Genomic DNA, 15,560 nt, shown 5'->3' with positions numbered 1-15,560 from the left:
ATTTCAATGGAGTTAGATTTTACAATGAACACATCTGATGCTCTAGTCCAGATTTTAGAAGAAAATAATGTTAAAGCTATATTTGGACACCCTGGTGAACAGATATTACCTTTTTACAAGGCACTTTCCACTTCAAAAATAAAACATATACTTTGTAGAAATGAACAAGGTGCAGCAATAGCTGCAGATAGCTATGGGCGATGTTCAGGTGAATTTGGAGTTTGCTTAGCAACAGCAGGTCCAGGAGCACTTAATCTTTTCATGGGAATAGCTATTGCTTTTAAGGATTCTGTTCCACTTCTTTTTATCACTGGAGATGTTCCAAAGAATTTAAAAGGAAAAGATACTTTTCAGGATTTTGACTTAATAAATATTTTTAAAAATATAGCTATTAAAAGCTTTAATCCTCATGATGGAAAAACAGCTATTTTAAACCTTAAAGAAGCAATTGAAATTCTTAAAAAAGAACCTAAAGGACCTGTTCATTTAAATCTTCCAAAAGATGTCTTATTAGATTTTGAAATTGGTGATGTTTTAAACAAACAGTTATCTTATACTCCTCCATATGACTATTCTAATTTGGAAATAATTATAAATAGAATAAAATCCTCTAAAAAACCTGTAATACTTGTTGGTGCTGGGATAAAATGGGGAAAATCAATAGAACTTCTTAAAGAGTTAATAGCTAAATATAAAGTTCCAGTAGTTAGTACTTATCATTCAAAAGGATTATTCACAGATTGTGAGAATTATTTAGGAATGGTTGGAATTCGAGGAACATATAGTGCAAATAATTCATTTAAGGAATCAGATTTAATTTTAACCTTTGGTTCTAAGTTATCTGAGAGAACATTAAATGTTGACAACTTACCACTTTCTAATATTGATGAAATATTTAGAAAATACAAATCTAAAATCATTGATATAAATATTAATAAATCTAATCTTAAAGGTAGTATTAATATTCATGGGGATGTTTTAAATGTTTTAAATGTTTTAAATAATGAGGATAATTTATTTAAATCATTAGATAAGAAGTGGTTAGATAATTTAGCTATTATAAATAATGATATTTTAATTGATGGTGTAAATGATTACAGTGTTCCACTTAAACCTCAAATGGTTATTAATGAGATATTAAAACATAATCAGGATTCTTTTGTTATTGGTGATGCAGGAAGTCATACTTCATGGACACTTCTTTCATCAAATCCAAGTGTTAAAGGAGATTTAATTTACTCTGGATCCGTTGCTCCAATGGGATATGCTATTCCAGGTGTAATTGGAGCTTCAATAGCTAAACCTAACAGTAAAATCATCGCAATTGTTGGTGATGGTGGAATTCAGATGAATATTCAAGAATTAGCAACAATTTCACAATATAATCTTCCAATAGCTATTTTTCTATTAAATAATTCTCAACTTGGAGTAATTAGGCAATGGGAAGAAGTTTTCTATGATATGGAACAATATGAAGTAAATCTTGAAAATCCTGATTTTCAAACAATAGCTAAGGGGTATAATATTAAAAGTATGAAGGTTTCAACGAAAAATGAACTTGATCAATCTTTGGATGTTACTAAATATCTTGATGAGCCAGTGCTAATTGAAATAATTGTTGATAATGAAGATGTTTCACTTCCAAAATCTATCGCCTAATTATTTAAGCTCACTTACAATTTCAATTCCTTTTTTTATTTTTCTAATATTTGTTTTCCATTTATTAATTGATTTTCTTAAGATATCATATTGCTTATTTATTTTTTTAACTTTAATCTCATTTAATGATTCATTTAGTTCTTTTATATCATTTAAATAGCTTAAAGAAATTTGAAGTTCATATTGGAGATAATCCATAAGTACATATAGCTTGTATAAATAACTATCATGATTTTCTGAGTTTATATACAAAATAAATATTATTAGTAATTTTATATTGTTATTGAATGGTTTTATAATTTTTTCTTGTAGTATACTATAATGGGAGCTCCAATCATCTATAAAATCATTTGTAGCTATTATGAATTGACCTATATCGCTTTCAGTTTCATCTATATCTTTAAAAAGATCATGTTCAAACTCTTTATAAAAATCATCTTCTACTTCACTACTTTCTTCATAATCTTGTATCTCTTTTTCAAATTCATCATCTTCAATTTCGTAAAAATTTTCTATTGTTCCATTAACAAATAATTCAACAAAATAGTCCTGAAAATAGCTTAATTCTTCATTGAAATCATAGAAAAAAGATGTTAAATACATTAAGTATGGGTTTATCTCAGGTCTTTTTAATTCTTTTTTAATATCTTTTAAAAATTTTCTTATGAAATGTTCTTCTTCATTTACTTGATTTTCATTTTTGTCATCGTTTTTATTATATTTTTTATCATCGTTTTTATTATATTTTTTGTCATCGTTTTTATTATATTTTTTGTCATCGTTTTTATTATAATAAATATATTCTAAAATTGGAGTTATTGTGTATAAATTTTTATAATCGAATCTTTTAAAGAGCCCAAAATCACTAAATTCACCTAACTCTTCTATTTCATCAAGATTATCAGACTCTTCACTATTTTCATTATTCTTTTCTATAAATTTTAAAAAAGCATTGTTTTTAATTTTTTTATTTAATTTTTCATTATCATTAAATCCATGGTCATGTAAATATCTTTCAATTTCTTCAATAACCTTTTCAGATTCTTTTTTTTCATTATATTCCTGTATAATGCTGTTTATAATAGATTTAGAGTCTTTAATACTGGGATTTATCATTTCAGTTTTCATTAAATGTTTTGCAGAATCAGTAATTGAGTTTTTTAGAAATGATGAATTGTACTCATTTACGATGAGGGAATGTTTTTTAAGGAAGTCATTAATAGCTATTTTGGTAGGTGTATTTTCTTTTGGGTTGTATGTAATGAGATATTTTCCAATAGCTGTTAAAATGTAAAAAATTGGGTATTGATGGTCAGTAGCATAAGTTCTACTTGAAATTTTAATTTCTTTTGTTTTCTTTTTAAAATTATATTTTAAATTGGAAATAATGTCTAGTAATTCTTTTTTTATAATATTTTTTAGTTGTTTTTCACCATAAAAGTTCATATAATTAAAATCTTCATTTTTCAATTCTTTTTTAAACTTTTCAATCTTTTTTTCTTTGTTTGCATTAGTTTTTTTACTTTGACTTCTTTTATCTATAATATTTTCTTTATCTGTAAAATAAAATAGGAATTGCCCTTCATTTTGTTTAAATGTTTCAAATTCTTTAATTAAATTATATTTTCCTTTTTTTAGAGAATTTCCACTTACTAAAATATAAATATTTTCATAGTCATGAATTACTTTGTAGTTATTTTTCTTATTGTTTATAATTCTTGTAAAATAGCTATTTTTAAACTTAAATTGCTTGTTTTTATTTTCATATAATAAGATATCTTCTATTGATATTAGAAATTCATTATTTCTTTTTTCTTGTTCAATAATCTTTAATTCAAGCTGTTTTATATATTCATTACCTATTATTTTAAATAAAATTCCTTGAATTGAACTTATTCCAGAATTTAAATTAGCTATTAACTTTATTAAGCTTGTTAATTCTTTTTCAACTTCATCTAATCCAGAAACGAAGATATTTATTATTTTCATTTCTCTTTGTTTTGTTGAAATATGAAATCCTCCTTTAATAGCTATTTTTAACTTGAAAATGTGAATTTATTATTATTCATTATTTTATTATCATTGTAAAAATAATTTAAAATAAGCAAATAAATGCAAATAAATAATTTTATTTAATAAATTACATATTTTACCTATATTATATATTTATTTTAAACTTTTAATTTGCTAAAAACCATGTCTCGTTCTTTAACTCCAATATCTTGGCTAAGTGCAGGACATTTGACTGCTAATAGTGTGAAAATATCTTTATCTTTTAATACTTCTTTTGGAATTTCAGTTATTCCCTCATAGTTTCCATGTCCTTTTGTAATTATGAATTCATGATTTTTAAAGATTTCTTTGAACTCTTCTGATATGTCATCATATACAATTCCTACAGAGTCGGTTCCTGTACTAACAAGTGTAGAAATATTATCTAATCCAATAGATAGTCCATCTTCTACTAAAGCATCATTTAATATTGGTTTTTCTTTTAAAGCTACTGTTACATTAACTCCATAATCATTTTTTAATTTCTCAATGAATAACTTGTCGAAAACTATTTCTCCAGTATTATCTGCTAAATAAAGCACGGAATCAACATTTTCAATGGCTTTTTCAAATTCTGCATTGTCATTTATGGTTAGATTTTTTTCTAAGTTTTCTAACATTATTTCTTCTAAATTAGTTTCGAGTCCTAATCCTCCAAAGTCTAATATGTTTCCTACAATAGCTATTTTAACATAATTTTCTAAGCTATTGTCTTTTTTCAATATTTCTTTAACTTTTGGAAGTAACTTAACAGCTATTTCATTTCCGAGTATTTTTTCTTTTTTATAGGGGTCATAACATCCAGTTTTTTCTTTAATCAATCTATGCATTTCTGTTCCAATCTTATTAGACTGTGCTCCCTTTTCATAATTTTCTGCCATATATTTAAATATTGATTTGGTTATTTCTATTTTCAAATCATTATTTTCTGTTGATAAGTTAATAGCTTCACGAGCTTGACGAAGAAAACAGGCTCCACATTCATAGTATACTTTCATACTTGTTATTATTAACTTTAAAGTATAAAATATTTAGTGTAGTATATTCTAAAAGCTTTGTAACATATGTAGTAAATTTAAATATTCAAAAATATCATCTGAAAAACCTTTAAATTTAATTTAAAGTATTTTTATCATATTTTTCATAAGAATTAAAAATGATTATAAGTTGCACTTTTTGAGCAATGTACTATATTCACATGATTAATCTATATTTTATCTAAAATATACATAAAATATATAAAATATTGAGTATAATAATAAATAGAGGGATTATAAAAGATATATGAATAGGATATGAAAAATAAAATCAGCAATTGTAAAATTAAACTAATAGATATTAAATAGCTATTTGACCCATGACTATCTTTTTTGTGAGGTTTCAAAATGAATTTATAGATGATAGGTTATCATAATACATTATGGGAGATAGTCATGGAGCAAATAGCTATTAATTTTATTTGTATATCGTAATTAATCTATATTAATTATGTTCGTATACTCTAATACTTATATCTTTTTTTACTTATAAATATGTTTATTAAGTTAATATTAATTAGTATTATAATTATTTTAAATTTTAAGTAAATCCTTCAAATATTAAAAATAATAAGTAGTGTTTAAATATTATATTATTAATTTGATTTTAAGGCTTAAATACTAAAAATAGTAATTATAGTTAAATATTAACTATAATAATTGAATATTCGTAATTAACTATAGTAATTAACTATAGTAATTAACTATAATAATTGAATATTCGTAATTAACTATAATTAAATATATGAGTTACTAATTGCAGAAACTCCTACTCCAGGGTCTATATCGAAACCTAATTTCTTTAAAGTCATTCCAAGTGCTGAGAATGTAATAGCTAGTTCTTTATATGTAATATTACCCATGTGACCTATTCTAAAGATATTGCCTTTTAAATGATCTTGTCCACCAGCTAATTCGACTTTATATTCGTTTCTCATAGTTCCACGTAGTTGCGGGTCAGTTACACCTTCAGGCATTTTTACTGCAGTGACTGTTGTAGATGAAACTTCTTCTTTAGGGAATAGTTCAAGCCCAAGAGCTTTAACAGCATTTCTTGTAGCTTTAGCTGCAGTTTCATGTCTTGTAATTCTATTATCTAATCCTTCTTCTTTTATAATTTTAAGGGCTTCAAATATTGCATATATTAGTGAAACTGAAGGAGTGTATGGTGTTTCTGGTGGAGTTCCTGCTCCACTTTTTCTGTATTTTTTCATATCTAAATAGTATGATGTTGAATCAACAGAATCTACTACTTTCCATGCATCATCAGTTAATGTAATAGCTGCAAGACCTGGTGGTGCTGCTAAACATTTTTGAGATCCTGTAACACAAATATCAATTCCATACTTGTCTACATCAACTCTATCTCCACCTAAGGATGATACAGTATCTACAATGTACAGTGCATCGTAGTTATCCATTATTTTTCCAATCTCTTTAATTGGTGCAGAGACTCCAGTTGAAGTTTCATTATGAACTAATGTAATAGCTTTTATTTCTTCATCTTCATCCAAAGCTTCTTTAATTTGATTTGGAGTTACAGAATCTCCCCATTCAATGGTTAACTCTTTACTTTCTGCTTTGTGCATATTTGTAATCTGTTGGAATCTTTGTCCAAACTTCCCCCCAACAACATTTAATATTTTGTCTCCAGGAGTAATAATACTAGATAAAGCTGCTTCCATTGCAGCAGTACCTGATCCAGTTAAAAGATAAGACTTATTTTCAGTTTTGAATATTTCAGACATTAGTTCTGTAGTTTCTGTATAGATTTCTCCAAATATTGCACTTCTATGATTAACAATATTATCGGACATTGCTTTAAGAACCCTAGGAGCAACTTTTGTTGGTCCAGGAAGCATTAATAATGTTTCGTCCATTTTATGTATTCCTCCAATTAAAAGATTTAAAGCTTGACTAGTAGACAGTAATAAGATTATCTATTTAATTAAATTATCTATTTAATAGTTATTCATTATATGGTCTGTTTTATAGCAATAGGATATATAACAATACCATAGTAATATTTGTATTAATATCACAGTTAAAATATTATTAAATAAATTATGTTAATCAAGCATATTAAAATTTTATTTTAAATGTTTAAAAGTTTTACTATTAAATATATTAAATATTGAAAATAATTATTGTTTATCTTCTTATCTTTTTTATCTTTTTGAATTAATTTATATATTAAAATATAAATAGATATAAATCAATGAAGTTTGAAGATTGGGAAAAGTGGTATAGTACTATTTTAGATGATTTTAATTTTTCGAAAGAAATGGATGAAAATTCCGCCTTTGTTTTAAATAAAATCTTAAGTGAATCAGGGTCTTATTCTTTAGATAATCTTAAAGAATTTGTTAAAAATATCGTGGATAATAATAACTCTTTTATGGTATTTGGTGCAGGACCTTCATTAAAAAAACATGTGAAGTATCTTAAAGATAATTATTCTAAATTTAATAACTATGTTATTATAGCTGCTGATGGTGCGACATCTGGACTTGTTGAAGAAGATATTATTCCTGACATCGTTGTTACTGATTTAGATGGTAAAATTGATGATTTATTAATTGCTAATGATAAAGGAGCATTTTTTGTTATTCATGCACATGGAAATAATTTAGAATTTATAGCTAAACATACTGAAACCTTTAAAAAAGTTATTGGAACCACACAATCATCTTCTTCAGGTAAACTATTTAATTTTGGAGGATTTACTGATGGGGATCGTGCAGTATTTTTAGCTATTGCTTTAGGGGCGAAAAACATATGTTTAGGTGGAATGGATTTTGGTAAATATGTTACTAATTACTCAAGACCTAATTTATCTCGTTCAGTTGAAATAGCAGACAAAGTAAAGCAAAAAAAGTTGGTGTATGCTGAAAAATTAGTTAAATGGGCAGATGACAATAATAATGTGAATATTAGATTTATGTGAGTTTAAATTAGTTTTTAGTTAGTTGATGTGAATATTAGTTTTATGTACTCTTAAACTAGGTTCATGTATATGTTAAACAAGTAATGTTTTTTTAATTAATTTTTTATATAAGTTTAAATAAATACTATTATTATGGGAATTGAAGATATATTACTTGATGGTGAAAGTTTATTTAGAAATATTTCAGCTTTCAATCCTGATTATATGCCTGATAATTATAATTTTAGGGATAGTCAGATGGAAGCTATGGCTATTTCGATTAGACCTGCTCTAAATGAAGGTAGACCTATAAATTCAATTATTTTAGGGCATTGTGCCACTGGAAAAACAACAGCTGTTAAAAAGGTTTTTGATTTAGTTGAAGAAACTTCAGATAAGGTTGTTTGTTGTTATATTAATTGTCAGCTCCACACAACTCGTTTTGGAATAATATCTCAAATTCATCAAAAAATTTTCGGACACTTACCTCCTGAAACTGGAACTCCTTTTTCAAGAATATATCAAAGGGTGATGAAAGAATTAAGTGATAATAAACAAGCATTAATCGTAGCCTTAGACGATGTTAATTATCTTTTCCATAATCAACATGCTAATAAAGTATTTTATGATATATTAAGGGCATATGAAATATTTCCTGAAGTGAAAACAGGAATATTCGCAATATTGTCTGATCTCGAATTTAAAGTAGCCTTAGATAAAAATGTAAACACCGTATTCGTACCTCAGGAGATACTTTTCTCACCATATACCAGATCGGAAATACTGACTATTTTAACTGATAGAGTTAATGTAGGTTTCTATCCTAATGTTATTTCTCAAGATTTAATTGAACAGATAACTGATTATACATTTGAAAGTGGGGATTTGAGAGTCGGAATAGATCTTTTACGTGTTGTTGGCAATATGGCTGAATCTCATGCAAGCCGAGCTATTGAACAAAAACATTTAGATGAATCTCTTTCCTCAAGAATTCCTGTTAAATTAACACAAACATTATCTGTACTATCTAAACATGAGAAATCTCTTTTAAAAATAATCATTGATTATCATGATAAAGATTTATCTGCTGGAGACTTGTCTAAACTGTTTATTAAAGAAACAAACTCGAGTAATGCTTCTTTTAGCAGAATTTTAGAAAAGTTAGAGTTTTTAAGATTAATAGACACGAAATTCACTGGAAAAGGAGTCCGAGGAAAATCGAGACAAGTCATTTTAAGGTTTAATCCTGAAGATATCACGAAATGTAAAATTTAATTTTCACTGTATCTCATGTTTAAGTACATGTTAATTATATTTGGAATATCATTGTTTACTGAGAAGTAGTATTGGAAAATATTATTATTTATCATATTTTATTATTAGTTTTATTATAATATTTTTATTTTCCTCACTACTACACATATCCTTACTTTTCAGAATAAATGAGTAAATTACCAATCGACTTTTTATTTATTCTGTTCAATATATATTTAAGTATACAAATATTATTTAATGTGAAGTTAAGTTATATTTAAGTATACAAATATTATTTAATGTGGGTTAATAAAATCCAAAAAATGATTTTAGACAGTGTATTTATATAATATGGGGTATTAAATGATATATTGTATGGATCAACTCTAATATCAATTTACACATAATTTATTCAGTAGAATATTGTCTAAAATCTGATTCTTGTGGATAATATATTTTGGGATCATATACCAAACATTATGTTTGGATTTGGAGTTGTAGCAATTGATATTGCTGTGAAAAGGAATACTCCTATCACTAAGAGTATCACCATACAAGATTGAATGCTATAATTTTTTAGCTTAAATTTATAATACAGATTATCCTTTTTTTTCAAAGTATACTTCACATCATTTGGGTTTTGTAAGTATCTTATTAAGTAATTTAAGTTTATGTAACTTTTCATTTTAACCATCTCTATCATAATATATGGTCAAGTACAGTATTTAAAGAAAGAGTTAGAGAGCATTTGAAAAGTAATATTTCATACTTTTTAATTAAATTATATTAAGTTTATTCTATGATTTAATTAATAGTGATTTATATTAAGTTTGTTACTTTATTTATCATGTAAAATAATATTAAATTAATTGAAGAACTAATTTAAATAGGATGGCGTGAATAAATGCAAAAGAACATTAAGGAAATTATTAAAAACGAGAACAATGTAGATTATGAATTTTTTGATGTTACTGCAGATATAGGGATTTATGCTTATGGGAATACTTTAGAAAGTTCATTTGAAAATGCTGGAAAAGCAATGTTTGATGTAATAACTAATATTAATACTGTTCAGCCAAAGGAATATAAGGAAATAGCTATCGAATCTGAAGATTTAACTTCTCTTTTATATGATTGGCTAGAAGAACTGTTGATTATTCATGAAGTTCAGTTTTTATTACTTTCTAAATTCGAAATATGTTCCATAAATTTTGATGATGGCAATTATTATCTTAAAGCTAAAGTTTATGGGGAAAATATTAACTGGAATCATCATGAAAGAGGGTCTGAAGTTAAAGCTATTACATTTCACATGATGGAAGTAGTGGAAGAGAATAATAAATATAAGCTTAGAGTTATACTTGATTTATAAGCTTACAATATGGTCAATATATTCTAACTATTGTATAACTCTTATCTTAATTTTGTTTATCTTAATTTTGTCATTAATTCGTGATGATTTCATTAGTAATATTATTATTTAAAATTGTAATAAATATTATAATAAATTAATAGTTACAAATAAATATAGTATATTATATTGTTCTATTCAATTTATGAAACATAATTAAATATGAAATTATTTGTTGTTAATTTTAATAGTATTATTAATTTTAATACTATATTTTAATAGTATTATCATTAAAATATTGAATATACTATTTATTTTAATTTAAATTTTTGTTAATTAAGTATATTACTTATATATTTGATTATATTATGTAGATGTTCTATATTGCTGTTATATTGGATAATTTATTAAATAAATTAATTATGTGTTTTTTATGAGTGTAAAAGATCAAATTACAGAAATTCGTGAAAATGTTTGGGAAATCCCAAGTAGCTATAAGAAAGAGATGAGAGTTCCAGGAAGACTATATTTAAGTAAAAAATCATTAGATGAACTTGAAGTAGGAGCTATTAACCAAGTAGCTAATGTAGCTTGCCTTCCAGGTATTCAAAATTATTCTATAGGATTACCAGATATTCATTTTGGATATGGTTTTAGTATTGGGGGAGTCGGAGCTTTCAGCACTCGAAATGGTGTTATAAGTCCTGGTGGTGTTGGCTTTGATATAAATTGTGGAGTTCGTCTTGTACGGACTAATCTAACTGAAGATGAAGTTAAACCAAAGCTTAAAGAGATTGTTAATGGTCTTTTTGAGAATATTCCTTCTGGGGTTGGAAGTAAAGGTAAAATACGCCTTTCAATAGAAGATATTGATAATGTTTTAGACTTTGGAGCAGAATGGGCTATTGAAAATGGATATGGATTTGAAGAAGACCTTAAATTCTTAGAAGAAAATGGAAAAATGGAGGATGCGGATTCTTCAAAAGTTAGTGATAAAGCTAAAAAAAGAGGTATTCCTCAACTTGGGTCTTTGGGTTCAGGTAACCATTTTCTTGAAGTTCAAAAAATAGAAGATATTTATAATGATGATGTGGCTAAGAAATTTAAGTTAGAACCTGGAACTATTGCTTTAATGATTCATACTGGTTCAAGAGGATGTGGACATCAAATATGTTCAGATTATCTCCGTTTAATGGATAAAGCATATAAACATCACAGCTTAAAACTTCCTGATAGACAACTTGCATGTGCTCCATGGGAATCAATTGAAGCACAAGATTATTTCAAAGCAATGGCAGCTGGAGCTAATTATGCATGGGCAAATAGACAATTGATACTACATTGGATAAGAGAAACCTTTGAAAATATATTTAATAGAAGTGCTGAAGATATGGATATGTCTGTAGTTTATGATGTTGCTCATAATATTGCAAAAAAAGAGATTCATAAAACAAAGAATACTAACATGGAAGTTATTGTCCACAGAAAAGGAGCAACCCGTGCTTTCGGTCCAGGACGAAAAGAAATTCCAAATGAATATAAGGATATAGGTCAGCCTGTTATTATCCCTGGAACTATGGGAACCTCCTCATATGTTCTTCATGGAACTCAAATAGCTATGGATGAAACATTTGGATCAACAGCACATGGAGCAGGACGAAAACTAGGAAGATCTGCAGCTAAAAAGAAATTTTCACCCGAAGATGTTGAGAAAGAATTAGAAAAGAATGGAATTCTAATTAAAGCCAGTTCGAAACCAGTGATAGCTGAAGAATCTCCAAATGCATATAAAGACGTAGATGAAGTAGTAACAACGGCAGATAGCACAGGAATAGCTAAATTAGTAGCTAAACTCAAACCACTTGCAGTTACAAAAGGATAAGTTTAATTTTATTAAATGATTTACTATTATTACTTATTTTATTAAGTTTTAGTATTATTAATTATTTTATTAAATACTTCATTTGGTGATAACAATGATAGGAATTATTGGTGGCAGTGGAATCTATGATATTACAAGAAATTCAGAAAATGTTGAAAATAAATCAGTTAACACACCTTATGGTCAAGTGGACATCACAGTATTTACTATTGAAGATAAGAATGTGGCATTCTTACCGCGACATGCTACAGGACATTCAACACCACCGCATATGGTAAATTATAGAGCTAATGTCTTTGCACTAAAAAAGTTAGGTGTTAATCAAATAATAGCTACTAATGCAGTAGGATCAGTAAAAAAAGAAATTCCTCCAGGATCTCTTGTTGTTTGTGATGATTTCTTAGATTTCACTTCACAGAGACCAAAAACATTCTATGATGATAAAGTTGTTCATGTAGATGTAACTGAACCTTATTGTAACCGTTTAAGAGAAGTTATCATATCCAATGGGAAAGTGGTTCCTAATGGAGTTTATGTTTGTAATGAAGGACCAAGATTTGAAACGCCTGCAGAAATAAAGATGCTTAAGGTAATTGGGGGAGATTTAGTAGGTATGACAGGTCTTCCAGAAGCAGTTCTTGCAAGAGAATTGGAAATGTGCTATGGTAGTATATGTATTGTTTCTAATTATGCATCATCAATATCAGAAGATAACTTAACAATGGATGAAGTCTTTGAAATCATGGAAGTTAAAAAGGATGAAGTAATTGATATAATATATAAAACAATCAATTCATTATCTGAAAAATATGATTGTCCTTGTTTACATGCTCTTGATGGGGCTGAATCTTAAAATTTAATCATATTTAACATATTTAATCTTATTTAATCTTATTAATTTTATTTAATTTTATTTTATTTAGTTTAACTTTATTCAATATTTTTTATTAAAAATATATTTTTTGTAATACTAAAAATTAAATACTATATAATCATATATATTATAATTATGAACAATAAAATTCCAGTATTAATAATAATCATTATTTTGGCTGTAGTTGCTGTTTCTGGATGTATTGGAGATACTGATATTAGTAATATCACATCATTGGATAATGATTCATGGATTTCAAACTTAACTGATGGGAAAATAAATTTAGATAATGGATTCCATTTACTTTCTAATAACAGTACAAAAATAAGCGATGGTAAATCTGAAATTGAAATAGGTTTAAAAAATACTTCTGGAAATTTCTATGATGGTAAAAACATCATGGATCAGGGTGATTTAGATGTTACAGGTTATAATTATAAATATGTCGTCTACAATGATTCTGATTCTCCAAATATGGTCTTTGTTAATGTAAATTTTGAAAGTGCGGGGTCTAATTATTTCATACTTGCGAAAGTCCCTGCTAATGACTACAACAAAGAATACTTAAATACTCTTAATTCTCAATTTAAAACTATCATTGGTGTAGCTAATAGTTAATAGTAGTAGTTAATATTAATTAAACTATGATTAAATCAAATAAAATCATTTAATTGATATTTAATAGTAATTTAATTGTTAATAGTTACTAAATTTTTATTATTTTATTTTTCAAAACAATAGTTGTAGTTAAAAATAATAGTAACTCTTTTATATACAAAAATAGATAATTAATTGTAGTATATTATTCTGATTAATATCTAATTTTGATAATATATTAAGTTTTAATTCAATTTTATCTATATGATTTAATATAATAGCTATTATTATATAGCTATTAGTTATCATTGAATTTCAACCATTAGAGGTGAAAATATGACAAAAACAACAGTTAGTGTATTAAAAGCAGATGTTGGAAGTGTTTCTGGACATGGTGTAGCTCATGAGGCTCTTATTCAAATATGTAAAGATGCATTAGCAAAAGCTAAAGAAGAAAGTATTTTAAAGGATTTTTATGTAACTCGATGTGGAGATGATATTGATCTTATCATGACTCATACAAACGGTGAAGATAATGAAGAAGTCCATAAAACTGCTTTTGATGCATTTATGGCAGCTACTGAGAAAGCACGTGAGTTAAAATTATACGGTGCAGGTCAAGACTTATTATCTGACACTTTTTCTGGCAATATCAAAGGTATGGGTCCAGGTGTTGCTGAAATGGAATTTAAAGAAAGACCAAGTGATCCTGTAATTGTATATTGCTGTGATAAAACTGAACCTGGTGCATTTAACTTACCTCTTTACAAAATATTTGCAGATCCATTTAACACTGCAGGGCTTGTTATTGATCCAAGCTTGCATGATGGATTTAAATTTGAAGTATTTGATGTGATGGAACATAGAAAAGTAATATTAAATGCTCCTGAGGAATCTTATGATTTACTTGCTCTTTTAGGTTCTACTGGAAGATATGTTATTAAAAGAATATTTAAGAAAAACGGTGAAATAGCTGCAAGTGTAAGTACAGAAAGATTAAATCTCATGGCTGGTCAATATGTAGGTAAAGATGATCCTGCAGCTATTGTGAGGGCACAATCAGGATTCCCTGCAGCAGGAGAAGTCATTGAACCTTTCGCATTCCCTCATCTTGTAGGTGGATGGATGAGAGGATCACATAATGGTCCTTTAATGCCAACTAGTCAGAAAGAAGCAAACCCTATTAGGTTTGATGGACCTCCAAGAATAATTGGTTTAGGATTCCAAGTAGCTAATGCTACTTTAATTGGACCTGTTGACTTGTTTGATGATCCTGCATTTGATAACACTAGAAATAGAGCTGCGGACATCGCAGATTATATGAGAAGGCATGGACCTTTTGAACCACATAGATTACCAAGTGAAGAAATGGAATACACCTCTCTTCCTGGTGTTTTAACAAAATTAGAAGAAAGATTTGAAAAGATGGATGAATAATAACTTTTAGATTATTTTTATCCTTATTTTTTCATATTATTATTTTTGCACATCTTATTGGAGATCTTCCATAATTCATTGATTAGTTAATTGATACTTATTGGCTTATATTGTGATGATGAAGTAATATTAAGTTAAAATAAGGATTATTATTTAGTTTATTGGGTTTTAAGTGATTTATGTTTGTTGATTGTTTTTTAGTAAAGTTTAATAATCTTTGTGTTGAAATATGATTTCATGCATTAATGACTTTATAATCTTTTTTTTATTAAGTTTTTGTGCATTTATTATGAAATTTGTATTAATAAATTAGTGCTTTTGTATGAATTATGTTTTGATAAATGGCATACTGACTAAGGGATAATTATTTAGACATGTATGGTTTTATACTATGTTTATTTATGTTTTTTCTAGTATATTGTGTCTTTTAGATTTCTTGTTCGTATTGTATTGTATATTGCATTTCTGATGTTTATTTCATTAGTTGCAGC

The 15,560-nt window shown here is 26.7% G+C and carries 11 protein-coding genes; 8 read left to right on the top strand and 3 right to left on the bottom strand.

Translation table 11 applies throughout. The features are described 5' to 3' along the window. Positions 1 to 6 precede the first annotated feature (6 nt). The gene (locus tag MBFIL_RS02750) at positions 7 to 1,659 is read left to right on the top strand and encodes a thiamine pyrophosphate-binding protein (protein ID WP_084266276.1); all 1,653 of its coding nucleotides are present in this window, start codon (positions 7 to 9) and stop codon (positions 1,657 to 1,659) included. Here the strand turns inward: MBFIL_RS02750 and MBFIL_RS02745 are convergent, their stop codons facing one another. The 3 genes from MBFIL_RS02745 to MBFIL_RS02735 form a co-directional block, all read right to left on the bottom strand. After that, positions 1,660 to 3,648 (bottom strand): hypothetical protein, encoded by a 1,989-nt coding sequence (locus MBFIL_RS02745; protein WP_066971261.1) that lies wholly within the window; start codon positions 3,646 to 3,648, stop codon positions 1,660 to 1,662. A gap of 182 nt (positions 3,649 to 3,830) precedes the next feature. Further along, positions 3,831 to 4,709, bottom strand: a complete 879-nt coding sequence (locus tag MBFIL_RS02740; RefSeq protein WP_066971259.1) for a damage-control phosphatase ARMT1 family protein — start codon at positions 4,707 to 4,709, stop codon at positions 3,831 to 3,833. Between the two features lie 776 nt (positions 4,710 to 5,485). Continuing rightward, a complete protein-coding gene (locus tag MBFIL_RS02735) occupies positions 5,486 to 6,628 on the bottom strand; it encodes a pyridoxal-phosphate-dependent aminotransferase family protein (RefSeq protein ID WP_066971256.1) in 1,143 nt (380 codons plus the stop codon). 338 nt (positions 6,629 to 6,966) lie between these two features. Here MBFIL_RS02735 and MBFIL_RS02730 point away from each other — a divergent pair, with 338 nt between their 5' ends. From MBFIL_RS02730 to fbp, 7 genes are all read left to right on the top strand, one after another. After that, positions 6,967 to 7,695: a 6-hydroxymethylpterin diphosphokinase MptE-like protein gene (locus tag MBFIL_RS02730; RefSeq protein ID WP_066971254.1), complete on the top strand. Its 729-nt coding sequence runs from the start codon at positions 6,967 to 6,969 to the stop codon at positions 7,693 to 7,695. Between the two features lie 132 nt (positions 7,696 to 7,827). Further along, complete coding sequence (locus tag MBFIL_RS02725) at positions 7,828 to 8,949, top strand: ORC1-type DNA replication protein (protein WP_066971251.1); 1,122 nt, start codon at positions 7,828 to 7,830, stop codon at positions 8,947 to 8,949. 883 nt (positions 8,950 to 9,832) lie between these two features. Continuing rightward, on the top strand, positions 9,833 to 10,300 hold the full coding sequence (locus tag MBFIL_RS02720; protein WP_066971249.1) for an archease: 468 nt from the start codon (positions 9,833 to 9,835) through the stop codon (positions 10,298 to 10,300). A 412-nt stretch (positions 10,301 to 10,712) separates the two neighbouring features. Continuing rightward, positions 10,713 to 12,161 carry an RtcB family protein gene (locus MBFIL_RS02715; RefSeq protein WP_066971247.1) on the top strand — a complete coding sequence of 483 codons (1,449 nt, stop codon included), beginning with the start codon at positions 10,713 to 10,715 and terminating at the stop codon, positions 12,159 to 12,161. Between the two features lie 94 nt (positions 12,162 to 12,255). Then, positions 12,256 to 13,014: an S-methyl-5'-thioadenosine phosphorylase gene (gene mtnP, locus MBFIL_RS02710; protein WP_066971245.1), complete on the top strand. Its 759-nt coding sequence runs from the start codon at positions 12,256 to 12,258 to the stop codon at positions 13,012 to 13,014. 156 nt (positions 13,015 to 13,170) lie between these two features. Beyond that, positions 13,171 to 13,653: a hypothetical protein gene (locus MBFIL_RS02705; protein WP_066971243.1), complete on the top strand. Its 483-nt coding sequence runs from the start codon at positions 13,171 to 13,173 to the stop codon at positions 13,651 to 13,653. Positions 13,654 to 13,968: 315 nt separating this feature from the next. Continuing rightward, positions 13,969 to 15,069, top strand: coding sequence for a fructose-1,6-bisphosphate aldolase/phosphatase (fbp, locus tag MBFIL_RS02700; RefSeq protein ID WP_066971241.1), 1,101 nt, complete (start codon positions 13,969 to 13,971; stop codon positions 15,067 to 15,069). Positions 15,070 to 15,560 lie beyond the last annotated feature (491 nt).

Source organism: Methanobrevibacter filiformis, from assembly GCF_001639265.1.
Lineage (GTDB): Archaea > Methanobacteriota > Methanobacteria > Methanobacteriales > Methanobacteriaceae > Methanacia > Methanacia filiformis.
This window is presented reverse-complemented; position numbering and strand designations above follow the sequence as displayed.

Bases quoted from the DNA above. Each gene is read 5' to 3' on its own strand.
- mtnP (WP_066971245.1), top strand. From the start codon at position 12,256: ATGATAGGAATTATTGGTGGCAGTGGAATCTATGATATTACAAGAAAT.
- MBFIL_RS02725 (WP_066971251.1), top strand. From the start codon at position 7,828: ATGGGAATTGAAGATATATTACTTGATGGTGAAAGTTTATTTAGAAAT.
- MBFIL_RS02740 (WP_066971259.1), bottom strand. From the start codon at position 4,709: ATGAAAGTATACTATGAATGTGGAGCCTGTTTTCTTCGTCAAGCTCGT.
- MBFIL_RS02715 (WP_066971247.1), top strand. From the start codon at position 10,713: ATGAGTGTAAAAGATCAAATTACAGAAATTCGTGAAAATGTTTGGGAA.
- MBFIL_RS02720 (WP_066971249.1), top strand. From the start codon at position 9,833: ATGCAAAAGAACATTAAGGAAATTATTAAAAACGAGAACAATGTAGAT.
- MBFIL_RS02745 (WP_066971261.1), bottom strand. From the start codon at position 3,648: ATGAAAATAATAAATATCTTCGTTTCTGGATTAGATGAAGTTGAAAAA.
- MBFIL_RS02750 (WP_084266276.1), top strand. From the start codon at position 7: ATGGAGTTAGATTTTACAATGAACACATCTGATGCTCTAGTCCAGATT.
- fbp (WP_066971241.1), top strand. From the start codon at position 13,969: ATGACAAAAACAACAGTTAGTGTATTAAAAGCAGATGTTGGAAGTGTT.
- MBFIL_RS02735 (WP_066971256.1), bottom strand. From the start codon at position 6,628: ATGGACGAAACATTATTAATGCTTCCTGGACCAACAAAAGTTGCTCCT.
- MBFIL_RS02705 (WP_066971243.1), top strand. From the start codon at position 13,171: ATGAACAATAAAATTCCAGTATTAATAATAATCATTATTTTGGCTGTA.
- MBFIL_RS02730 (WP_066971254.1), top strand. From the start codon at position 6,967: ATGAAGTTTGAAGATTGGGAAAAGTGGTATAGTACTATTTTAGATGAT.